The 19,233-nt window shown below is 50.0% G+C and carries 24 protein-coding genes; 16 read left to right on the forward strand and 8 right to left on the reverse strand.

Annotated elements, in window-relative coordinates:
* Positions 1 to 32: 32 nt before the first annotated feature.
* On the reverse strand, positions 33 to 2,468 hold the full coding sequence (locus K4H28_RS14625; RefSeq protein ID WP_221005878.1) for a bifunctional diguanylate cyclase/phosphodiesterase: 2,436 nt from the start codon (positions 2,466 to 2,468) through the stop codon (positions 33 to 35).
* A gap of 233 nt (positions 2,469 to 2,701) precedes the next feature.
* Here K4H28_RS14625 and parC point away from each other — a divergent pair, with 233 nt between their 5' ends.
* From parC to K4H28_RS14640, 3 genes are all read left to right on the forward strand, one after another.
* A complete protein-coding gene (gene parC, locus K4H28_RS14630; protein ID WP_221005879.1) occupies positions 2,702 to 5,068 on the forward strand; it encodes a DNA topoisomerase IV subunit A in 2,367 nt (788 codons plus the stop codon).
* A gap of 66 nt (positions 5,069 to 5,134) precedes the next feature.
* Positions 5,135 to 5,689 carry a M15 family metallopeptidase gene (locus K4H28_RS14635; protein ID WP_221005880.1) on the forward strand — a complete coding sequence of 185 codons (555 nt, stop codon included), beginning with the start codon at positions 5,135 to 5,137 and terminating at the stop codon, positions 5,687 to 5,689.
* 89 nt (positions 5,690 to 5,778) lie between these two features.
* Positions 5,779 to 5,952 (forward strand): hypothetical protein, encoded by a 174-nt coding sequence (locus tag K4H28_RS14640; RefSeq protein ID WP_221005881.1) that lies wholly within the window; start codon positions 5,779 to 5,781, stop codon positions 5,950 to 5,952.
* Positions 5,953 to 5,995: 43 nt separating this feature from the next.
* Here K4H28_RS14640 and K4H28_RS14645 read toward each other — a convergent pair whose 3' ends face one another.
* The 3 genes from K4H28_RS14645 to thiD are packed head-to-tail and all read right to left on the reverse strand — an operon-like array spanning position 5,996 to position 8,065.
* Positions 5,996 to 6,496, reverse strand: a complete 501-nt coding sequence (locus K4H28_RS14645; RefSeq protein WP_221005882.1) for a DUF1993 domain-containing protein — start codon at positions 6,494 to 6,496, stop codon at positions 5,996 to 5,998.
* A 53-nt stretch (positions 6,497 to 6,549) separates the two neighbouring features.
* Positions 6,550 to 7,128, reverse strand: coding sequence for a chloramphenicol phosphotransferase CPT family protein (locus K4H28_RS14650; protein ID WP_221005883.1), 579 nt, complete (start codon positions 7,126 to 7,128; stop codon positions 6,550 to 6,552).
* Between the two features lie 55 nt (positions 7,129 to 7,183).
* Entirely contained in the window at positions 7,184 to 8,065 is an 882-nt protein-coding gene (gene thiD / locus K4H28_RS14655; RefSeq protein ID WP_221005884.1) for a bifunctional hydroxymethylpyrimidine kinase/phosphomethylpyrimidine kinase, read from the reverse strand.
* A gap of 75 nt (positions 8,066 to 8,140) precedes the next feature.
* Here thiD and K4H28_RS14660 point away from each other — a divergent pair, with 75 nt between their 5' ends.
* From K4H28_RS14660 to K4H28_RS14685, 6 genes are all read left to right on the forward strand, one after another.
* On the forward strand, positions 8,141 to 8,293 hold the full coding sequence (locus K4H28_RS14660) for a rubredoxin (protein WP_444542509.1): 153 nt from the start codon (positions 8,141 to 8,143) through the stop codon (positions 8,291 to 8,293).
* A 27-nt stretch (positions 8,294 to 8,320) separates the two neighbouring features.
* Entirely contained in the window at positions 8,321 to 9,205 is an 885-nt protein-coding gene (locus K4H28_RS14665; protein ID WP_221005885.1) for a M48 family metallopeptidase, read from the forward strand.
* A 117-nt stretch (positions 9,206 to 9,322) separates the two neighbouring features.
* Complete coding sequence (locus K4H28_RS14670) at positions 9,323 to 9,745, forward strand: CopD family protein (RefSeq protein WP_221005886.1); 423 nt, start codon at positions 9,323 to 9,325, stop codon at positions 9,743 to 9,745.
* Positions 9,746 to 9,756: 11 nt separating this feature from the next.
* Positions 9,757 to 10,161 (forward strand): DVU_2496 family lipoprotein, encoded by a 405-nt coding sequence (locus tag K4H28_RS14675; protein ID WP_221005887.1) that lies wholly within the window; start codon positions 9,757 to 9,759, stop codon positions 10,159 to 10,161.
* A complete protein-coding gene (locus K4H28_RS14680; RefSeq protein WP_221005888.1) occupies positions 10,161 to 10,628 on the forward strand; it encodes a CYTH domain-containing protein in 468 nt (155 codons plus the stop codon). Before K4H28_RS14675 ends, K4H28_RS14680 begins: the two co-directional genes overlap by 1 nt.
* Positions 10,625 to 11,167, forward strand: coding sequence for a GNAT family N-acetyltransferase (locus K4H28_RS14685; RefSeq protein WP_221005889.1), 543 nt, complete (start codon positions 10,625 to 10,627; stop codon positions 11,165 to 11,167). The genes K4H28_RS14680 and K4H28_RS14685 overlap by 4 nt, the downstream gene beginning before the upstream one ends.
* A 171-nt stretch (positions 11,168 to 11,338) precedes the next feature.
* Here the strand turns inward: K4H28_RS14685 and aroG are convergent, their stop codons facing one another.
* The 4 genes from aroG to K4H28_RS14705 all read right to left on the reverse strand — a co-directional run bounded on the left by aroG (position 11,339) and on the right by K4H28_RS14705 (position 13,887).
* Positions 11,339 to 12,406 (reverse strand): 3-deoxy-7-phosphoheptulonate synthase AroG, encoded by a 1,068-nt coding sequence (aroG, locus tag K4H28_RS14690; RefSeq protein ID WP_221008070.1) that lies wholly within the window; start codon positions 12,404 to 12,406, stop codon positions 11,339 to 11,341.
* A 199-nt stretch (positions 12,407 to 12,605) separates the two neighbouring features.
* Entirely contained in the window at positions 12,606 to 13,019 is a 414-nt protein-coding gene (locus K4H28_RS14695; protein WP_221005890.1) for a Fur family transcriptional regulator, read from the reverse strand.
* Position 13,020: 1 nt separating this feature from the next.
* On the reverse strand, positions 13,021 to 13,437 hold the full coding sequence (gene dksA, locus K4H28_RS14700) for an RNA polymerase-binding protein DksA (protein WP_221005891.1): 417 nt from the start codon (positions 13,435 to 13,437) through the stop codon (positions 13,021 to 13,023).
* Positions 13,438 to 13,584: 147 nt separating this feature from the next.
* Positions 13,585 to 13,887, reverse strand: a complete 303-nt coding sequence (locus K4H28_RS14705; protein WP_255573555.1) for a c-type cytochrome — start codon at positions 13,885 to 13,887, stop codon at positions 13,585 to 13,587.
* A 157-nt stretch (positions 13,888 to 14,044) separates the two neighbouring features.
* Here K4H28_RS14705 and K4H28_RS14710 point away from each other — a divergent pair, with 157 nt between their 5' ends.
* The 7 genes from K4H28_RS14710 to ruvB all read left to right on the forward strand — a co-directional run bounded on the left by K4H28_RS14710 (position 14,045) and on the right by ruvB (position 19,176).
* Positions 14,045 to 14,887, forward strand: coding sequence for an energy transducer TonB (locus tag K4H28_RS14710; RefSeq protein WP_221005892.1), 843 nt, complete (start codon positions 14,045 to 14,047; stop codon positions 14,885 to 14,887).
* Entirely contained in the window at positions 14,887 to 15,408 is a 522-nt protein-coding gene (gene ruvC / locus K4H28_RS14715; RefSeq protein ID WP_221005893.1) for a crossover junction endodeoxyribonuclease RuvC, read from the forward strand. The genes K4H28_RS14710 and ruvC overlap by 1 nt, the downstream gene beginning before the upstream one ends.
* 93 nt (positions 15,409 to 15,501) lie before the next feature.
* Entirely contained in the window at positions 15,502 to 16,128 is a 627-nt protein-coding gene (locus tag K4H28_RS14720; protein WP_221005894.1) for a LysE family translocator, read from the forward strand.
* 10 nt (positions 16,129 to 16,138) lie between these two features.
* The gene (locus K4H28_RS14725) at positions 16,139 to 16,606 is read left to right on the forward strand and encodes a hypothetical protein (RefSeq protein ID WP_221005895.1); all 468 of its coding nucleotides are present in this window, start codon (positions 16,139 to 16,141) and stop codon (positions 16,604 to 16,606) included.
* Between the two features lie 77 nt (positions 16,607 to 16,683).
* Entirely contained in the window at positions 16,684 to 17,337 is a 654-nt protein-coding gene (locus tag K4H28_RS14730) for a phosphatase PAP2 family protein (protein ID WP_221005896.1), read from the forward strand.
* Between the two features lie 149 nt (positions 17,338 to 17,486).
* Complete coding sequence (gene ruvA, locus K4H28_RS14735; protein WP_221005897.1) at positions 17,487 to 18,080, forward strand: Holliday junction branch migration protein RuvA; 594 nt, start codon at positions 17,487 to 17,489, stop codon at positions 18,078 to 18,080.
* Positions 18,081 to 18,141: 61 nt separating this feature from the next.
* On the forward strand, positions 18,142 to 19,176 hold the full coding sequence (ruvB, locus tag K4H28_RS14740; protein WP_221005898.1) for a Holliday junction branch migration DNA helicase RuvB: 1,035 nt from the start codon (positions 18,142 to 18,144) through the stop codon (positions 19,174 to 19,176).
* Positions 19,177 to 19,233: the final 57 nt, after the last annotated feature.

A 19,233-nucleotide genomic window follows, 5' to 3' on the forward strand; every position in this document is an offset into this window, starting at 1 on the left:
CAGATATATTGCAGTGATATGGCAAAACCAAATTACTCGGGCCATGATTCCAGCGGGGCAGGGCGGCCAAAGAAATAGCCTTGCACTCGTTGGCAACCCAGCTCTCGCAAACGATTAGCTTGGGCTTCAGTTTCGATACCTTCACCGACTAGTACCACTTTAAAGCCGGAGGCCATGCTGATAATCGCTGAAACAATCGCTTCATCTTGGATGTTTTCCAACATTCTGGCGATAAAGGATTGATCAATTTTGAGATAGTCAAAATCAAACTGATGTAAATACGCCAGCGATGAATAGCCCGTGCCAAAGTCATCAATTGCGATGCTGACGCCAAGGCTGCGTACGCGCTTAATTAAGCTTGCCACGACTTCACTTTGCGTCACCAAACAAGACTCGGTGATTTCAAGCGTCAGATTGTGTGCAGGCAAGCCGGTTTCTTGCAAAATTTGTAGCAACTGCTCATAAAAATCCGATTGAATCAACTGCCGCACCGACACATTCACATGAACATCAAAATCAGCACGCCAGCCCGCTTTGAGTTTATTGGCAATTTGCTGGCAGGATTCGCGCAGTACCCAATTACCAATTTGTAGAATCAAACCAGAATCTTCAGCAGCCGGAATAAACACACCTGGCGAAATCATGCCACGCGGGCTTTGCCAACGAATCAAGGCTTCTGCACCAATGGTTTCGCCCGTTTGCAAATCAATCACCGGTTGGAAGAATACTTGGAATTCTTGCCGTTCGATCGCCAATTTCAACTCATTGGTGATGCGTGTTTTGGCAATCGACTGCTCAATCATGCTCGCTTCAAACAGTGCATAAGAGCCAAAGCCCTTAGCCTTCGCTTTGCCCAGTGCAACGCTTGCATTTCGAAGCCAATCATTGAGTTCTAGACGTTTAAATTGTCCATATACCAAGCCTATCGATGCGGTAACGACCACTTCATCGGATGACTCAGCCGCTTTAAATGCTTCAGAAAAATAAGCCAAATAGCGTAGAGTCGTAAAAATAGCCTCGTCTTGATTATTGGCTTCGGGAATCAAAATCGTAAACTCCGCTCCTGCAGTACGAGCGAGTAGGGCATCGGGCGGAATATTTTGCATTAAACGATTGGCAATTGATTTCAATAAAGCATCGCCCAAGGTATGGCCAACACTATCATTAATCGCACGGTAGCCATCCAGACCAATCAACAACATCAACTGATTTTGTGCGGGTGAAAAGCCCCAATCATTCACCGCCACCGTCAGGCCATTTCGATTCATCAACCCGGTCATATTATCAAAGCGAATCTGCCGATTCATTTGCTCAAACGACAGTGCCAATTTAGCGGCCATATCGTTGAAGGTGGTCGTCAATAAGGCGGTTTCTTGGAGCTGAATTCTGGGCATCGGTAGCGGCTGCCAATCGGTATGGCCTAGCTTTTCAGCCGCTTTGGCGGTAGAAATAATCGGTCGGGTAATTCGTCCCAATACAAACCAACTTAAAATCGCAATGCCAAGCCCAATCAATAAAATTAACAGCATCGTCTGCTGCTGCTCTTGGCGAAGTGTGCCAACTAAGTCTTGCTCTGGGGTGAGCACCACGATTCGCCATTGAATACCGGAATATTCCAGTGGCAAGATATGGCCGTAAATGCGCTCTTTTTCAAAATGAAAGGAAAATTTACGCTCACCATTCAGTTGTTCAGCTGCCGCGCTAATTAATGGTTTCGAGCTTTCCACAGCCAAAATCCGCTCACCACGCGGTGTCTGCGATTGACCATGGCTCAATACGCTATCAGTCGAGGAATGAGCGACTAAACGATTTTGAGCATCGACTATAAAAATAGCACCGGTGCCCAAGCTCGATTGATTGAGCAGAAATCGATTGAATTGATCGATCCGAATATCACTGACTAAGACCCCGATCAGTTGTTGCTGATTATTAAAAACGGGTAGGGAATTAGAGATGGTGACGGCTTTTTTCTCATCGATATTGCTGTAGATATCCGACCACAGCATCGTCTTTTTTTCAGCTACGGGTTGATACCAAGGACGAGTTCTTGGATCGTAGTTTTGAATGCTCGCAGTGGGAGTTGAAAGTTGGTCGCTAGGATAAATATTGAGCGCGTTTTTTGTTCTATCGTCTTGTAATAACAGATTAAAAACTTGGCTTTGATCTTCACGGCGAAATCCGATGAAACCCCCCATTTCCGAACCGAACCCGATCACACTCAGTGCGGTTTTATCGGCCATGGTTTGCTTGAATGTATTGCGCAGTGGCGCATCCAACATGGCTAAATCAGAAGTGGGCTTGAGCTGCATCGTCTCAATCAAACCCGAAACTATTCTATTGCTTTGCTCTGGTATATAGAGGAATTCAATTAAATTGCGCTGCACATCAAGCGCTTCAGCAGCCATCACCTTTTCGCCAAGACTAAGCAAAACTTTCTCTTGATTGCGTAACTGCAAAACACTACTCATCCACAACGCAATACATAACAGCGCTGCAAAGGCAAAACTCACCGCAAATCGAAGAGATATTTTATGGGTCAAATCAGGCTCGGAAAGCAAAATGAAAAATCACTTTTAACTATAGCAGTATTAGCATGAGCAGCAGAAATCGAATATATATAATTTTGTTTATCGTTAGCGCTTTGAACCTAAGCGCACAGGCAGCTAGAATACACGCCTAGATTCACTTTGGCCTTTGATCCATGTCTGATGATTTGCTCGACCCCGTAGAAACGCCGATTGAACCGATTGCGCTAAGCCCCAGTGGGCCAAGTCGCTTTATTGAAACGCAAGTCTCGACAGTACCCGATGATGGTGAGTCGGTACAGCTAGGGCTTTACGCAGAGAAGAGCTATCTCGAATACGCAATGAGCGTAGTAAAAAGCCGTGCTTTGCCGCAAATCGAAGACGGGCAAAAGCCTGTGCAACGGCGGATTTTATACGCGATGCACGAGCTGGGTTTAAGCTCGACGGCCAAACCAATGAAATCAGCGCGGATTGTCGGTGACGTATTGGGTAAATACCATCCCCACGGCGATCAATCGGCCTACGATGCGCTGGTGCGGATTGCGCAAGATTTCTCGCTGCGTTATCCATTGATCGATGGCCACGGTAATTTTGGTTCACGCGATGGTGACGGCGCTGCGGCATATCGTTACACCGAGGCGCGTTTAACGCCGGTGGCCGATTTGCTACTGGGCGAGCTGGACAAAGGCACCACTGATTTCACGCCGAACTACGACGGCGCGTTCCAAGAGCCAGTCTTGCTACCAGCGCGTTTGCCGATGTTGCTGCTCAATGGCGCATCGGGAATTGCCGTCGGCATGGCGACTGAAATGCCGTCGCATAATTTAGGCGAAGTCGCTGATGCCAGTATCGCGCTGATTCGCAATCCAAAATTAAGCACGGCTGAATTACTGACTTATATCCAAGGCCCCGATTTGCCGGGCGGCGGTCAAATTATTTCGTCGCATAAAGACATCGCCACCGCCTACGAAAATGGTCGCGGCAGTTTGAAAGTACGTGCGCGTTGGGAAAAAGAAGAACTCGCCCGCGGTCAGTGGCAAATGATCGTCACCGAATTGCCGCATGGCACATCGAGCCAAAAAGTACTCGAAGAAATCGAAGAACTCACCAACCCGAAAGTGAAGAAGGGTAAAAAAGCACTGACACAAGATCAAGTGCAAACCAAACAATTGATCCTCAGCGTACTTGATCGGGTGCGCGATGAGTCAGGCAAAGATAAATCAGTTCGCTTGGTCTTTGAACCAAAATCATCACGGCAAAGCTCAGATGATTTGATGAATCTACTGCTGGCACACACCAGCCTAGAGAGTAGCTTATCGATCAATATCGTCACTATTGGTCGCGATGGGCGCCCGGGGCAAAAAACGCTGCGTGATTTGATTGCCGAGTGGATCGACTTCCGCTTTGTCACCGTCACGCGCCGTTGCCAGCATCGTCTCGGTCAAGTCGACGATAGGATTCATATCCTCGAAGGCCGCTTGCTGGTTCTACTAAATATCGACGAAGTCATTCGTATCATCCGTCATTCGGATGAACCGAAATCGGCATTGATGGAAGCGTTTAATTTATCAGAACGCCAAGCTGAAGACATTCTTGAAATTCGACTACGCCAATTAGCGCGCCTTGAAGGCATTAAGATTGAGCAAGAATTAACGGCTTTGCGTACCGAAAAAGCCGAGTTAGAAAACTTGCTCGCCAATCCTGCCGCAATGCAAAAGCAAATTATCAAAGAAATCGACGCCGATAAAAAGAAATACGCCGATCCACGCCGCACCTTGATCGAACAAGCCGAGCGCGCCGTAGCCGAAATCGCGGTGGTCGATGAGCCAGTAACGATTATCCTGTCAGAAAAAGGTTGGTTGCGTGCCCGCCAAGGTCATGGCCTTGATTTGCAAAGCCTGACCTTCAAAGATGGCGATAGCCAATTGGCGGCGATTGAATGCCGCACGGTCGATCAAATTGCACTGTTTGGTAGTGATGGTCGCGTCTATTCGATTCAAGCCTCCGTCGTTCCTGGCGGGCGTGGCGATGGTGTTCCGGTGACAACCCTAGTCGATTTGGTCGCCAAAACACGTATTACACAAATGTTAGCGGCGAAAATGGGCGAATGGTTGGTGATCGCTAATTCAAGTGGTTACGGTTTTGCTTGCCAATTTGATAATCTGCTCAGCCGACAAAAAGCGGGTAAAGCGTTCTTGACGCTTGAAGAGGACGAGAAACTACTACGCGTAACGACATTTGTTCCACGTGAAACATCGATTGTCGCGTGTCTATCTAGCGCGGGTAAATTGCATTTGTTCCCGTACAGCGAATTCAAGCAACTCACCGGAGGTGGCCGTGGCGTCATTACGATGGCGCTGGACGACAAAGATCAGCTCGGTGCGATCACGATTTGCGATGGCATTACGCTCACGATTAATGTCGTCAACCGTGGCAAAGCGGTTGAGTGGGTGCTGAACGAAAACGAAATGGCACCGTATATCGGCAAACGCGCTCGCAAAGGCAAGCCGATTAGCAGTGCATTTAAGTTTCCTGGATTTTAATGAGTGAGGCGAAAGGCGTTAGGAGTGAGGTGTAAAACCACTTCACTTCCATCAATAAGGTCAGCGATGAATTTACCCTTGCATTTACAAACCTACTGGCAGCAGCTCGGCATTGCGCCTGAAGTCTTGCAGCATAAAGCCTTGTGCGTTTTTGAGGAGGCGACCGAGCTGGTCGATGTCGAGGCCGCAATTGACGGCCGCGTTTGGCAGCTGACGCCTGCCGCGGCGCAAGCGTGGTGCTCGATGCAAGCGGCCGCTTTCAGCGATGGAATTGATTTAAAAATCGCCTCGGCGTATCGCGCTAGCTCGCGGCAAGTTGAGCTGATTCAGAACAAAATCGATGCTGGCATTGGCATCGACGATATTCTGCAAGTGCTCGCACCGCCCGGTTGCAGCGAGCATCATACAGGTAGGGCGGTGGATATTTTTACGCCGGGTGGCCCAGTGGTGACTGAAGCATTTGAAACGACGGCGGCATTTACATGGCTGCAACAGCACGCTCATGAGTTTGGTTTTACGCTTTCATTCCCACGCGATAATCCATTTGGCTATGTGTACGAGCCGTGGCACTGGTGTTTTCAGTCGACTGACGCAATGCAGCATCTAGGGGATATACGGTAGTTCAGTTTAAGCAAAATGTTACGATATTGGTATTAAGCGCATCGAAGAACGAGATTTCCCCGTCCAAGCGCTAAAGCGATGACACGATCATGACCTACGCCATTCACCCTGTGTGGAGCACCACCAACCAGCCGCAATCGATGCGATATGGGCTGTATAAAATCAGCCCAGACGGCGAACAAGAAATCGCCCAAGCGGCGCGCTTAGAATCAGTTGAAGCACTGCGCCAACACTTATTGCACCCACAGCACACCACAAAATAAAAGAGCACGGATCCGTGCTCTTTTTCCCTTCTGACCGCTGAATTTACATCGCGCCGATAAAATCACTTTTACCCACATCAACCCCATTGCTACGCAAAATCGCGTAGGCCGTAGAGAGATGAAAGTAGAGATTCGGCTGCACAAACGATAGCAAATAAAACTCGGCCGTCATTGGCTTATCTAGCATAAACGGCAGCGTGATAGTTTTCTTCTCCGCATCAACAAAAGCCGCCTGCGGTAAAGAACTCACAAATCGCAAGGTTGCCGCGATGCGTGACTGCAACTCAGCGAATGTTTTCTCATTGTCTTCATGCTTCGGTGCTTGCGTACCCGATAATCTTGCCACGGCAAATTTAGCGTTATCGCAGACGATTTGCACTTGCTTGGTCAAATTATACATATCCGGCGCAAGGCGCAGACCCAGCATGGTTTCGTCATTGATTTGTTTCGTTGCAGCGTACTCAGCGGCTTTATCCAGAATGTGGGTTAGCTGCTTTAGTGCGCGAGTATAAACAGGAACGGTGAGCTGGTAATAATCGAACATGACATTTCCTTGCAATGGGGAAGGGAAGCAACAGACCTTAACAGCATTGCTCCTTAATTGTAGATATTCAAGTGCTCTAAAGTTTCAACCGCACCACGCCACATCGCTTGATGACGTATCTGATCGCAGAGCTTTATAGCCAATGCCTGCGGCTCAATACTCGTCGTATCAATGTCAAGATCATACGTCATGTCTTGATGAACAATTGGCGCTTGCCATTCGACCAAACCTATCGCCCGATCACCACGTGCTTGTTCACGTGCCTGCGCGACTTCAATATCACATTGAACGCCAATGAGCGCCACCGAGTAACCTGCCAGCTCAGTCAGCAATTCGCGTTTTTCATTGCGATCACACCACGCATTATCAATCAGCAAATGGCAACCCGCTTGCAACAAGGCGGGCAAGCAATAATGATAGCCTCGCACTAAGCTCGGCCAATCGTAGCCCGCGCGCGTGATTGTTTTGCCTTGTTTCATGAGCTGCAAATCAGTTTCAGGCAGAGCATACAAAATACTGTCGATACTAAAGTTCAGGTATTGCTGCGGCAGCAATTCTTGCAGCGCTTTGGCGATACTGGTTTTGCCTGAACTGCTGGTGCCGTTCAAGATGATGACTTGCGGTAAAGACATAGGGGAAATCCAAACAGGAGCGATAGATGTGTTTCACGTGAAACACATCGCTCGATTATTGCAATTTGGCTGGCGGCTCAAACTCTGCGGCCGCAGCGGCGGTCGCGATTTCTTCGGCAATTTCTTCTTCAGTGCTGCGCGCCCAAAACAAACGGTCAGGAATAAACTGGCCCATTCCCGGACGAAATGCTTGCGAAAGCGCTTGCCACGTATAGTCTTGCGCATCACGAACCGCATCAGCAATCTCGACACCATTGGCCAGCGCGCCCGCAATAGCCGAAGCCAACGTTGCCCCCGCGCCGTGATAGCTACCGGGCAGTCGTTCCCATTGATCCGTCCGCACGCGGCCTAAGCGGCTATACAGCGTGTTAACGACCTTAGGCGTTTTTTCATGCGTGCCGGCAATCAGCACATACTCGCAGCCACATTCCAAAATGCGCTGCGCTGCGGCATCGAGCGGAATTTCTTCTTGTTCATCAGGATCGTCTGACGCCAGCAAACGGGCTTCAGTGTGGTTTGGCGTAACGATTAGCGTGTGCGGGATCAGTAATTCACGCATCGCCGAAATCAATTCCTCATTCGACAATTCTTCGCCGCGACCCATACTAAATACGGGTTCCAAAATCAATGGGATATCAGGATAGTCAGACGCAATCTCAGCAATCACGGCCAGATTTTCGACGCTGCCGACCATGCCGACTTTAATCGCGTCGATTTTGATGTCTTCTAAAATAAAGCGCGCTTGCTCATCGACAATTTCAGAGTCGACGGCGTGAAATTCTTGTACCCCAGCACTATCTTGCACCGTCATTGCGGTCACAATCGGGAGCGTGTGGCAGCCTAGCGAGGCAAGGGTCAATATATCGGCCATTAAACCCGCGCCGCCCGAAGGATCGTTGGCGGCAAAAACCAGCACGGTGGGTGGAGTTGGATTCATAAGCACAGATTTTCTTTGTTCGGTAAAATTAGAATTCTAAACCACTCTGAGCGACTTATCCCGATGAAAAAATATATGTGCCTAATCTGTGCGTTTATTTACGACGAAGCCGAAGGCCACCCCGAAGATGGCATCGCCGCAGGCACCAAATGGGAAGACGTTCCCATGAACTGGACTTGCCCCGATTGCGGCGCGCGCAAAGAAGATTTTGAGATGGTGCAAATTTAAATTAGAACACCCACGCAAGGAATTGCTATGAAGCGTTTATTATTGAGTGCTCTGCTCGCCACCTTGCTCGTAGGTTGTCAGCAGGTGAATACCACCAGCGGCGGCACCGTCGGCGCAACTCGCAAGCAAAGCATGCTGCTGTCGAGTGAACAAGTCGATCAAATGGCCGCTACTAGCTATTCCGACACCATTAAAAAAGCCAATCAACAAGGCAAACTACTCCCCGATAATGACCCTACCGTGCGCCGAGTACGCGTCATTGCCGACAAACTCATCCCGCAAACCATTGTTTTTCGCCCTGATGCGGCCAAATGGCAATGGGAAGTCAACGTCGAAAAAAGCCCAGAACTGAACGCCTATTGCATGCCGGGCGGCAAAATCATGTTTTACACCGGCATTATTGATCGACTCAAACTCACTGACGATGAAATCGCTCAAATCATGGGACATGAAATCGCCCATGCCTTGCGTGAACACGGCCGCGAGCGCATGAGCTCCGAGTACGGCAAAGCCATTGCGATGCAAGGCGGTATGCAATTGCTATCGATTGCAACCGGTGGCAAATACGATGCGTATCAGGATTTGGCGGGCGGCGGACTCAATGCCTTGGTCGATGTGACCTACTCATTGCCCAATAGCCGTACTCACGAATCCGAAGCCGATTTAATCGGCCTTGAGCTTGCCGCGCGCGCAGGCTACAACCCCAATGCCGCAGTGAGTTTATGGCAGAAAATGGCAGCCCAAGGCGGTGGTAGCGGGCCTGAATTTATGTCGACCCATCCATCGAGCAATACGCGGATTGCAGAGCTGCAAGCCAAAGTGCCAGTAGTGATGCCGCTCTATGAAGCCGCTAAAGCAAAACCAGCCACGAGTCTTGCGCCGAAAAAAAGTAATAAAACCAAATCTAAATAAAGAGTAAAAGTATGGCGGTTTGTGCAACATCAGCGTGCAGCAACCGCCGCTTGCTTACAATGGGTCTTGATTGCTTATTCACCACGTTGAAAAACGCAGATTAAAAAAGGAAAGACCATGTTGTGGATTAAATCGTTACACCTGATATTTGTGATTAGCTGGTTTGCGGGGCTGTTTTATCTGCCACGCATTTTCGTTAATCTAGCGATGGCGACGGAACCTGCAGAACTGGCGCGGCTCAATTTAATGGCGCATAAACTCTATCGATTTATGACGCCGATTGGCATCTTGGCACTGATTTTTGGCGTGTGGATGTGGAGCTACTATGCTTTTTACCTCGGTGAAGGCTGGCGCTGGATGCATGTTAAACTCGGTTTAGTAGCTTCGTTAGTCATTTACCATGCATGGTGCCGACAAATTGTGCGTGATTTTGCCGCCGGAAAAAACACCCGCAGCCACGTGTGGTATCGCTTTTTTAATGAGTTCCCCGTGCTTGTTTTGTTCGCCACCGTAGTGTTGGTGATTGTAAAACCTTTTTAAATGGTCAAAAAATGAAAGCCTTGTTGCCTGTTTTGTTGATTGCTTTACTCAGCGCCTGTGGCGAATCCTCAAGCACCTCCGCCGCGAGTGGCGAGCAATGTGGCGTCTACGCCATTGGCCCCAACCAAATTAAAGAAATCCTCAAAAGCCAACAAGCCGAACCGGCACCAGGGCGCACCGCAAAAGCGGATCTTCCCGCCGAATTTCCGCCAGAGCTACTCGACCCGCAAGGCTATTACCGTGGCATGGCGGTGTATTGCACCGTTGAAGAAGCTCGCAAAGCTTTGGTGGATCAAAAACACGCCGATTGGGGCGTGTATGAACTGACCAGTGATTGGGCCAGCAATGTGTATAAGGCCGATGATGGTGCCAATCACTTGAGCAAAAACGCCACCATCAAGCAGGCGGTGGAATAATGGCGGTCGAGATTGAACGCAAATTTCTCGTTGCCAGCGATGCATGGCGTGAGCAAATCAGCCATAGTACGCGCATTGCGCAAGGCTATTTGTGCACCGACCCAGAGCGCACGGTGCGCGTTCGTACCAAGGGCGAAGCGGCATTTTTAACCATCAAAGGCAAAAATGCTGGCATCAGTCGCGCCGAGTTTGAATACGCCATCCCCGTTGCCGATGCTTTGGCGATGCTGCAGCTCTGCCCGAATGTGCTGGATAAAACCCGCCATTTGGTCAACGTAGATGGCCACACTTTCGAAGTCGACGAATTCCACGGCGCGAATGCCGGACTCATCGTCGCCGAGTTGGAGCTAAGCAGCGAAGATGCGGCTTATCCACAGCCGGCATGGTTAGGCGCAGAGGTCTCAGGCGATACGCGCTACTACAACAGCGCGCTCTCGATTACACCGTTTAGCCAATGGGCAAAATGAGCGATTTTCCACGACTGGAAACGCAGCGCTTAGTTCTACGCGAAATCGTCGCTGCTGATGCAGCGGCGATTTTTTCTATTCATGGTGACGCGAATGTCATGCGCTATTTCGGCGCCGACCCGATGAGCGAACCAGACCAAGCCGTCGCTTTAATTGAAACATTTACTCGCTGGCGCGACGAGGAAAACTCGGGTATTCGCTGGGGCATTGAGCAAAATGGGCAACTGATCGGCACCTGTGGATTATTTCGCTGGAATCACGCGTGGCATAGCGCGATGGTCGGTTATGAATTAGCGCAATCGACTTGGGGGCAAGGATTTATGCAAGAAGCCTTAGTCTCAATTCTGTCATATGGTTTTACCGCAATGGATTTAAACCGCATCGAAGCGCAAATTCACCCCAACAATACTGCATCGCTCAAACTGATGCCCAAGCTCGGATTTACCCATGAAGGTCAATTACGTGAAGTCGGCTTTTGGGGCGGCCAGTTCCATGATTTTGTGCAGTTTGGTTTATTAAAACGGGAATTTGCGGGCTGACGCTCACCGCTTCATATTTCATGCCAGGCGACAAGTCGGCAGAAACAGACAGAATACTGCATGACTATGTATTTAATTGTAGCCTTTTTAAATCAAAGCCTAGCAAGCAATACATCAATAAAAAACCCGCCGAAGCGGGTTTTTTATTCTGCAGATAATCAGCCTAAACCATTATTCCAAATGCGCCAGAGCGCGGCGTTGGGCTACGGCGTTGGCGAGATTCAGCAAGAGCTCTTCCGTCGTTTCCCAGCTAATGCAAGCATCGGTAATCGATTGACCGTAGGTTAATTCTTTACCCGAATTGTCGTCTTGGCGGCCTTCGACCAGATGGCTTTCGACCATCACGCCGAAAATCGCTTTATTGCCCGCAGCGACTTGGGTACAAGTGTCGTTGCACACGACCATTTGGCGACGGAAATCTTTGCTACTGTTGCCGTGGCTAAAGTCGATCATGATTTTTTGTGGCAAGCCCACCGCAGCCAAATCGGCGCTCGCTGCGCGAACATGCGTTTCATCATAATTCGGCGCTTTACCACCACGCAAGATCACGTGGCAATCTGGATTGCCGCCGGTAGCTACAATCGCTGAATGACCGTATTTGGTTACCGACAAGAAATGATGCGGTTGACCGGCTGATTTGATCGCGTCAAATGCGATTTTCAAATTGCCATCGGTGCCGTTTTTGAAACCCACTGGGCAAGACAAACCCGATGCCAATTCACGATGCACTTGCGATTCAGTCGTCCGTGCGCCAATTGCGCCCCAGCTCATCAAATCAGCCACATATTGCGGCGTGATCATATCGAGGAATTCGCCCGCCGTTGGCAGGCCGATATTGTTTAAATCAACCAGCAATTTACGTGCGATACGCAAGCCTTCGTTGATGTTAAAGCTGCCGTTGAGGAATGGATCGTTGATTAAACCTTTCCAGCCCACGGTGGTGCGTGGTTTTTCGAAATACACACGCATGACGATTTCGAGGCGATCTTTGTATTCTTCGCGCAATTTCACCAAACGGTGACCGTATTCGATGGCCGATTTAGTGTCATGAATTGAGCATGGGCCGATGATAACCAATAGACGGTCGTCTTGGTCGTTGAGCATGCGGTGAATCGCTTGGCGGGTTTCAAACACCGCCGTCGACGCGAGTTCATTAACTGGATATTTCTCAATCACCGCGACTGGCGGCAAGAGTTCTTTAATTTCGCGGATACGGACGTCGTCGGTTTGATATTGCATAATCTTCCCTGCCAGCGGCTGGCCTTGCGGCATTTATTCTTCGAAAGGAAGAGATTAGCGACAAATGCGTGCCAATTCAAGGAATTCCCCGCTACAAACGAGCAAATGCCGCGAAAAAGCAGATTTTAATGGCGCCAAAGCGCCAATTGCTTTGAATGAGAAAGAGATTTACTGAAAAGGGATTCAATTGCGCGAAGAATTACTTCAGGCAATCGGCACAAACGCCTTTAACCGTGATTTCAACCGCGTTGACTAAAAATTGAGGTGGTACGGTGAGAGATAAATCGTTGCTCACATGCTCTAGGCAATAGAACCGCCCGCAAGAAGTACATTGAAAATGTGCATGTTGATGCGGCGCTGAGGCCACTGAGAACCGCCATACGCGGTCGTCACCCGATAATTTGTGCGCCAAGCCCATGTCGGTGAGCCAATCTAAGACACGGTAAACCGTGACCCGATCCGCTTCTGGCTCAAGCGCAGCAAGCACGTCTTGATGCGACAGCGGGCGCTGTGCCGACAGCAAGACAGCCAAAATATTAACCCGCGCCGGTGTAACGCGAGCGCGGGTATTGGTGATGAGTTCGCTCGCTTGCGCGAGCGCAGCTTGGCTCATCTTAGTCTGCGTATTGCTTTTTCTGACGTTCGCGGCGTTCTTGCGCTTCTACCGTCAATGACGCAGTTGGGCGTGCCAACAAACGCAATAGACCGATAGGCTCGCCAGTATCTTCACAGAAGCCGTAGTTATTGTCGTCAATTTTGCGAATGGTTGAATCGATTTTCAGCAACAATTTGCGTTCACGATCACGTGTGCGCAACTCTAATGCGTACTCTTCTTCCAATGTAGCGCGGTCGGCCGGATCAGGGGTCGCTTCTTGCTCTTGCAAATGATTGGTCGTTTGCGTGGCATTGATGACCAATTCTTCTTTCATTTGCAATAAACGCTCGCGGAAAAACTCGAGCTGGTCCGCATTCATATAATCATCTTCGGAACCTTTCCAGCCGATGATGTCTTGTTCTGTGAGCTTGGCCATGATTCTTTCTCGCTTATCGAAAACTACTGTAATCGCTGCTAATCAGCACTTACAAAAGATGAAACTAGGTAAATTGGGTCAGCAGCTTAATCAACTACTCATTGTTATGCAATACACCATTTATCACAGTTTTGTTAAATTATTTGCTTACTGAGCCAAAACCCAACGAATAATCACCCGCAGATCTTTCTCTTCAATCTGCTGTGCAGGCATTGGAATCTTGCCCCACTTCCCGCCAGGCAAGCCTTTGCGCACTTCTGCCATCAACATTGCCTCGGCGTCTTTCTGACCTTTGTACTTAGCAGCAACGTCTTTGTACGAAGGACCAACAATTTTTTTATCGACTGAATGACAGGCTAAACAGTTGTATTTTGCCGCCACTTTTGCACCATCTTCTGCCGCAATTGCCGGTGACGCTAGTAATGCAGAAATTAAAATAACTCGGAGCATAATGTCTTAGCCTCTATCAATAAGTGTTTCCTTTATTGTACTCCGCTTCACTCTTGAAGCGGCGCGCCGCCTAAGCATTGGGTCGGCTGTGCTACACTCACGCGGTTATAAAGTTACGGCGTATTAAGGAAACAGCATGGATCGGCGGGATCGTTTTATGGCAATTGCCATTGGTTTTTCAATCATTGCGCACGCCTTTCCCATTTTTGGCATTAAATTTGTCATGCCCGATCCACGACAATTTCTATCGCAGCAGCCACTTGATATTGTGCTGGTGAACCAAAAAACCAAGAGCAAGCCGACAAAAACAGATGTTGAGGCTCAAGCCGACCTCGACGGCGGCGGCAATACTGATGCGGCGAATCACCGCGTAAAATCCGCCTTACCTGCCGATAGCCGCGCGCCATCACCCGAGCTAGAGCAAGTCGAAGCGCAGCAAAAACAGCTCGAAGATCGCTCTACGCAGTTGATGACTCAACTCAAAAACACCACCACCTTGCAATCAGACAGTAAAAACACGCCAGAAAAACCGGAAGGCAGCGGAAAAGAAGCAGAAGAGAGAAAGCAACAAGAGCTCAAAATGGCGGGTTTAGCCGCGCAAATTGATAAACAAAATCACGCCTATCAAAGCAAACCGCGCAAAGCCTTTGTCGGTGCGCGCGCCAAACAAACCAGCGTTGCGATGTATATGGACGACTGGCGGCAAAAAATCGAAAAAGTCGGCACGCTCGCTTATCCTGTCGATCCGAACGGGAATAAAATATATGGGCAATTGCGCGTCACCGTTGAAATCGCCGCCGATGGCCGACTCATCCACGCAGAAATCGACAAATCTTCTGGCAATCCACAGCTCGATAAAGCTGCGGTGCGAATTTTGAAAATGTCGTCACCGTTCAAAAAACTGCCGCCCGACATGCTCGATGCGGCAGGTAAACCCGCGCAAATCCTCGTGATTACCCGCACTTGGACGTTCGAGCGCCAAACGACGTCGATCGACTAATGCGCATACTCGGCATCGACCCCGGCTCACGCACCACAGGTTTTGGCGTTATTGATGTCGTTGGGCAAAATCGGATTTACGTCGCTTCAGGCTGTATCAAAACCCAAGGTGGGCCGCTGCCGGAGCGCATTAAAATCATCCTCGATGGCATTGCCGAAATTATCCGTACTTACCAGCCGAATGAATCCGCAGTCGAACAAGTCTTCGTCAACGTTAATCCCGCCGCCACGCTGATGCTTGGTCAAGCGCGGGGTGCGGCAGTCGCAGCCTTGGTGCTGGCTAACCTGCCTGTGGCTGACTACACCGCACTGCAAGTCAAACAAGCGGTCGTCGGCAATGGTCACGCCGATAAAGAGCAAGTGGGTCTGATGGTGCAGCGGCATTTACGCCTGTCAGGCGTGCCGCAAGCCGACGCCGCCGACGCGCTCGGCGTCGCCCTTACCCACGCGCAACACAGCGGCGGCATCGCCAAAAAATTGATGGAATATCAATTATCGATGAAACGAGGTCGGATGGCATAAGTACGGGTATTTGATGCTAGCCAATACTAGATAATTTCTGCAGCTATATACATATGAATAAAATAAAACCATCAATTCATTGACGAGATTTTTATGCTGCTGGCACCTGAACAATTCTTCGGCTTTCTCAGCGCAGCAGTACTGATTACGCTCTCGCCCGGGCCTGATAATTTGATGGTATTGAGCATCGGCGCAACGCGGGGTCGTCTACGCGGCATGGCATTTGGAATGGGCTGCGCATTAGGCTGCTTAAGCCACACCTTGCTCGCCACGCTGGGCGTCAGTGCCTTGATTGCTGCATCGCCAGTGGCCTTTACCGCACTCAAGATCATTGGCGGTTTGTATCTAATTTATTTAGGCTGGCTGGCGCTGAAGAGTAGAGGTGGCGCCACCGTCGCCACCAATAGCAGCCAAGAAAACGCGGGCAAGTTGTTTTGGCGCGGTGTCTTTGCCAATTCAATCAACCCAAAAGTGGTGATGTTTTTTCTGGCTTTCTTGCCACAATTTGTCGATGGCGCGCGTCATGATGCAGGCTGGCAAATCCTGCAATTAGGCGTCATCTTCACGTTACAAGCCATGTTGCTCTTTGGTACGCTCGGTTTTTTTGCCGGATACATTGGACGTTACTTAAACCAACATGCATCGGCCAGTGCATGGCTAGATCGAATTGCGAGTTCAATTTTTATCGCTCTCGGCCTACGACTCATCATTCATCCTTAAGGCAAAGCCCATGACCCTCAACGATTACGCACTCTGGCGCGGCTTGCATGTGTTGGCGATTGTATTTTGGATCGGTGGCGTGGCGTTTGTGACAATCATCTTGATTCCCGCGCTGCGTCGTAGCGGCAACGATTATGCGCTGTTTGAAAAACTCGAACACCGTTTCGGTCTGCAAGCTAAATTCAGTACCCAAATCGCGATGATTTCGGGTTTGATGATGCTGCATCTCAGCGGTAGTTGGTCACGGCTTGCTGATACTTGGTGGCTATGGGCGATGATTGCTACATGGGGTATCTTCACACTGATGTTGTTTGTATTAGAGCCGTGGCTAATACATCGACTACTCCATCGCAAAGCCCAAATCGATCCTGCAGGCACGATGACACTTTTGCAACGATTGCATTACGGCCTACTCACGCTGAGCCTAATCACCGTTGCCGGCGGCGTCATCGGCGCACATGGCGGTGCTTGGTTTTAATCGCTGTGACTTATTACCCAGACCCCGCAACGACGCTTCGCTAGAATCCGCAGCTCATTGATTTGGAATATTTTCAGATGCGGAATTTTAGTTTACGGCATAGCGCCATTGCGCCTGATACGCTGCGTCGCCTCAAGTGGCTGGCCTTTTCTGGTCTGATTGCCTTGCTGGCGCTCACCGCCGCGATTGACACGCCCTTTCTCAATGCAATCGACCAAGGTATGAGCCACACGCTGTATAACGCGCATCCCGTCTGGATTGCTTTGAGCCGAGTACTGGCATTGCTGGCGAGTTTTCCCGGCTCACTATTGATTTCGCTCTGCTTTAGCTTATGGTTTTGGTCGCGAGACCGCGCCGCCGCGTATGGCTTGCCGCTGGCCGTTGTCGCCAGTTGGAGTTTGGCGGGCATCATCAAATACAGCGTGCTGCGCCCACGGCCTGAACTAGAACACCTCGCCCACGCCAGCAGCCCCTCGTTTCCCAGCGGGCATTCGATGGTCGCTTGGGCTTTGCCCTTCATTTTGGCGCTGATTTTTTCGCAGCGCCAACTCGCCAAAGCGCGAAAATATTATGCCATCGCATTTGTGACGGCATTGATTTGCGGCTTGGCGCGAGTTGGCTTGGGCGTGCATCACTTTAGCGATGTGCTGGCGGCGTACAGTGCGGCGATGATCATCGTCGCCGGATTTGCAGTTCTTTATGCCAAATCTCAGTCGCACGACTTAGCATAAAGCGCAAATTTGCACTTTGATTGCAGCAAAGTGAACGAACGTCCAAAAATGCGGCTACAATTGCATGCAATTAACCCACTCGTGCAAAAGTTTTATCGCAACGCAACAATGCAATAACACTTTTGCGAGTCTAAAGAGGAATTGCGCACATGATTGGACGTCTCACTGGCCTGATTATCGAAAAACAGCCGCCGCACATCGTGCTCGACGTCAATGGCGTCGGCTATGAAATCGACGTGCCAATGAGCACATTTTATGTGCTGCCGCATCTGAGCGAAAAAACCACGCTATTCACGCATTTGGTCGTTCGCGAAGACGCACAATTGCTATACGGTTTTGCCAGCAAAGACGAGCGCAATAGTTTTCGCAGCTTGATCAAAGTGTCTGGCATTGGCGCAAAAATTGCATTGGCGATTCTGTCTGGCATGAGCTCCGACGAGCTAGCCAGCGCCGTTGCCGCTGAGGACATCCAACGCCTCTCAACTGTACCCGGCATCGGCAAAAAAACCGCCGAGCGTTTGGTGCTCGAACTCCGCGGCAAACTCGCCACCAGCGGCCTGACCAGCACCCCGGGCGGCCTACCCTTTGCCACCACACCCGACGATCGAAGTGATATCCTCAATGCCTTGCTCGCACTCGGCTACAACGAGCGCGAAGCCAATATGGCAATGAAAACACTCCCCTTAGATGCTGATGTGTCGACAGGAATTCGGATGGCGTTGAAAGCGCTGGCGAAAGGCTAGTATTGAACTGTAGTCCTTGATTTTCAATGCCTACAATCAAATACATTACTCAAAGTAAATCATGATCGAAACTGACTCACTTTTTTCTGCCCCGCCGCCTGATCGCATCATCACCGCGCAGTCGAAAACCGAAGATGCGCAAGAAAAAGCCTTGCGGCCGAAATTGCTCGATGAATACGTCGGGCAGATGAAAGCGCGTGGGCAGCTGGAAATTTTTATCGAAGCCGCAAAAAAACGCGGCGAAGCGCTCGATCATGTCTTGTTGTTTGGCCCACCGGGATTGGGAAAAACGACGCTGGCGCACATTATTTCACGCGAACTTGGCGTCAATTTGCGACAAACCTCTGGGCCCGTTTTGGAGCGCGCTGGGGATTTAGCGGCACTGCTCACCAATCTTGAGCCGCACGATGTTCTATTTATCGACGAAATTCACCGACTTTCTCCGGTTGTCGAAGAAATTCTCTATCCTGCGCTCGAAGATTTCCAACTCGACATCATGATCGGCGAAGGCCCTGCGGCACGTTCAGTCAAACTCGACCTGCCGCCGTTTACCTTAATCGGCGCAACCACGCGCGCAGGGATGTTGACCAATCCACTGCGTGATCGCTTTGGGATTGTGGCGCGTTTGGAATTTTATACGGCAGAAGAACTCACCCGCATCGTGACGCGCTCAGCGAGTTTGATGAAAGTCGAAATGGATGCCGAAGGTGCATTTGAAGTAGCGCGCCGTTCGCGCGGCACGCCACGGATTGCGAACCGCCTGCTGCGCCGAGTTCGCGATTTTGCCGAAGTTCGCCACGATGGCATCGTTACGCAAGCGATTGCTGATGCCGCATTGCAAATGCTCGACGTCGATCACGCTGGATTAGATGTGATGGATAGAAAAGTATTACGGGCGATTTTAGATAAATTCGCTGGTGGCCCAGTCGGCCTTGATAACGTCGCCGCCGCAATTGGCGAATCGTCTGACACCATCGAGGAAGTGATTGAGCCTTACTTAATCCAGCAAGGTTATTTGCAACGCACCCCCCGCGGGCGCATGGCAACCCTCAGTGCTTACCAACATTTCGGGCTTACGCCGCCAAAAACGGATTAATAAAACCGTCCAGCTAAGACCATCGGAAATCTCAAGTGCTGTGATTTCCGACTTTTA

This window comes from Deefgea tanakiae, assembly GCF_019665765.1.
Classification (GTDB): Bacteria; Pseudomonadota; Gammaproteobacteria; order Burkholderiales; family Chitinibacteraceae; genus Deefgea; species Deefgea tanakiae.

Bases quoted from the DNA above. Each gene is read 5' to 3' on its own strand.
- K4H28_RS14625 (WP_221005878.1), bottom strand. From the start codon at position 2,468: ATGAGTAGTGTTTTGCAGTTACGCAATCAAGAGAAAGTTTTGCTTAGT.
- parC (WP_221005879.1), top strand. From the start codon at position 2,702: ATGTCTGATGATTTGCTCGACCCCGTAGAAACGCCGATTGAACCGATT.
- K4H28_RS14635 (WP_221005880.1), top strand. From the start codon at position 5,135: ATGAATTTACCCTTGCATTTACAAACCTACTGGCAGCAGCTCGGCATT.
- K4H28_RS14640 (WP_221005881.1), top strand. From the start codon at position 5,779: ATGACCTACGCCATTCACCCTGTGTGGAGCACCACCAACCAGCCGCAA.
- K4H28_RS14645 (WP_221005882.1), bottom strand. From the start codon at position 6,496: ATGTTCGATTATTACCAGCTCACCGTTCCTGTTTATACTCGCGCACTA.
- K4H28_RS14650 (WP_221005883.1), bottom strand. From the start codon at position 7,128: ATGTCTTTACCGCAAGTCATCATCTTGAACGGCACCAGCAGTTCAGGC.
- thiD (WP_221005884.1), bottom strand. From the start codon at position 8,065: ATGAATCCAACTCCACCCACCGTGCTGGTTTTTGCCGCCAACGATCCT.
- K4H28_RS14660 (WP_444542509.1), top strand. From the start codon at position 8,141: ATGTGCCTAATCTGTGCGTTTATTTACGACGAAGCCGAAGGCCACCCC.
- K4H28_RS14665 (WP_221005885.1), top strand. From the start codon at position 8,321: ATGAAGCGTTTATTATTGAGTGCTCTGCTCGCCACCTTGCTCGTAGGT.
- K4H28_RS14670 (WP_221005886.1), top strand. From the start codon at position 9,323: ATGTTGTGGATTAAATCGTTACACCTGATATTTGTGATTAGCTGGTTT.
- K4H28_RS14675 (WP_221005887.1), top strand. From the start codon at position 9,757: ATGAAAGCCTTGTTGCCTGTTTTGTTGATTGCTTTACTCAGCGCCTGT.
- K4H28_RS14680 (WP_221005888.1), top strand. From the start codon at position 10,161: ATGGCGGTCGAGATTGAACGCAAATTTCTCGTTGCCAGCGATGCATGG.
- K4H28_RS14685 (WP_221005889.1), top strand. From the start codon at position 10,625: ATGAGCGATTTTCCACGACTGGAAACGCAGCGCTTAGTTCTACGCGAA.
- aroG (WP_221008070.1), bottom strand. From the start codon at position 12,406: ATGCAATATCAAACCGACGACGTCCGTATCCGCGAAATTAAAGAACTC.
- K4H28_RS14695 (WP_221005890.1), bottom strand. From the start codon at position 13,019: ATGAGCCAAGCTGCGCTCGCGCAAGCGAGCGAACTCATCACCAATACC.
- dksA (WP_221005891.1), bottom strand. From the start codon at position 13,437: ATGGCCAAGCTCACAGAACAAGACATCATCGGCTGGAAAGGTTCCGAA.
- K4H28_RS14705 (WP_255573555.1), bottom strand. From the start codon at position 13,887: ATGCTCCGAGTTATTTTAATTTCTGCATTACTAGCGTCACCGGCAATT.
- K4H28_RS14710 (WP_221005892.1), top strand. From the start codon at position 14,045: ATGGCAATTGCCATTGGTTTTTCAATCATTGCGCACGCCTTTCCCATT.
- ruvC (WP_221005893.1), top strand. From the start codon at position 14,887: ATGCGCATACTCGGCATCGACCCCGGCTCACGCACCACAGGTTTTGGC.
- K4H28_RS14720 (WP_221005894.1), top strand. From the start codon at position 15,502: ATGCTGCTGGCACCTGAACAATTCTTCGGCTTTCTCAGCGCAGCAGTA.
- K4H28_RS14725 (WP_221005895.1), top strand. From the start codon at position 16,139: ATGACCCTCAACGATTACGCACTCTGGCGCGGCTTGCATGTGTTGGCG.
- K4H28_RS14730 (WP_221005896.1), top strand. From the start codon at position 16,684: ATGCGGAATTTTAGTTTACGGCATAGCGCCATTGCGCCTGATACGCTG.
- ruvA (WP_221005897.1), top strand. From the start codon at position 17,487: ATGATTGGACGTCTCACTGGCCTGATTATCGAAAAACAGCCGCCGCAC.
- ruvB (WP_221005898.1), top strand. From the start codon at position 18,142: ATGATCGAAACTGACTCACTTTTTTCTGCCCCGCCGCCTGATCGCATC.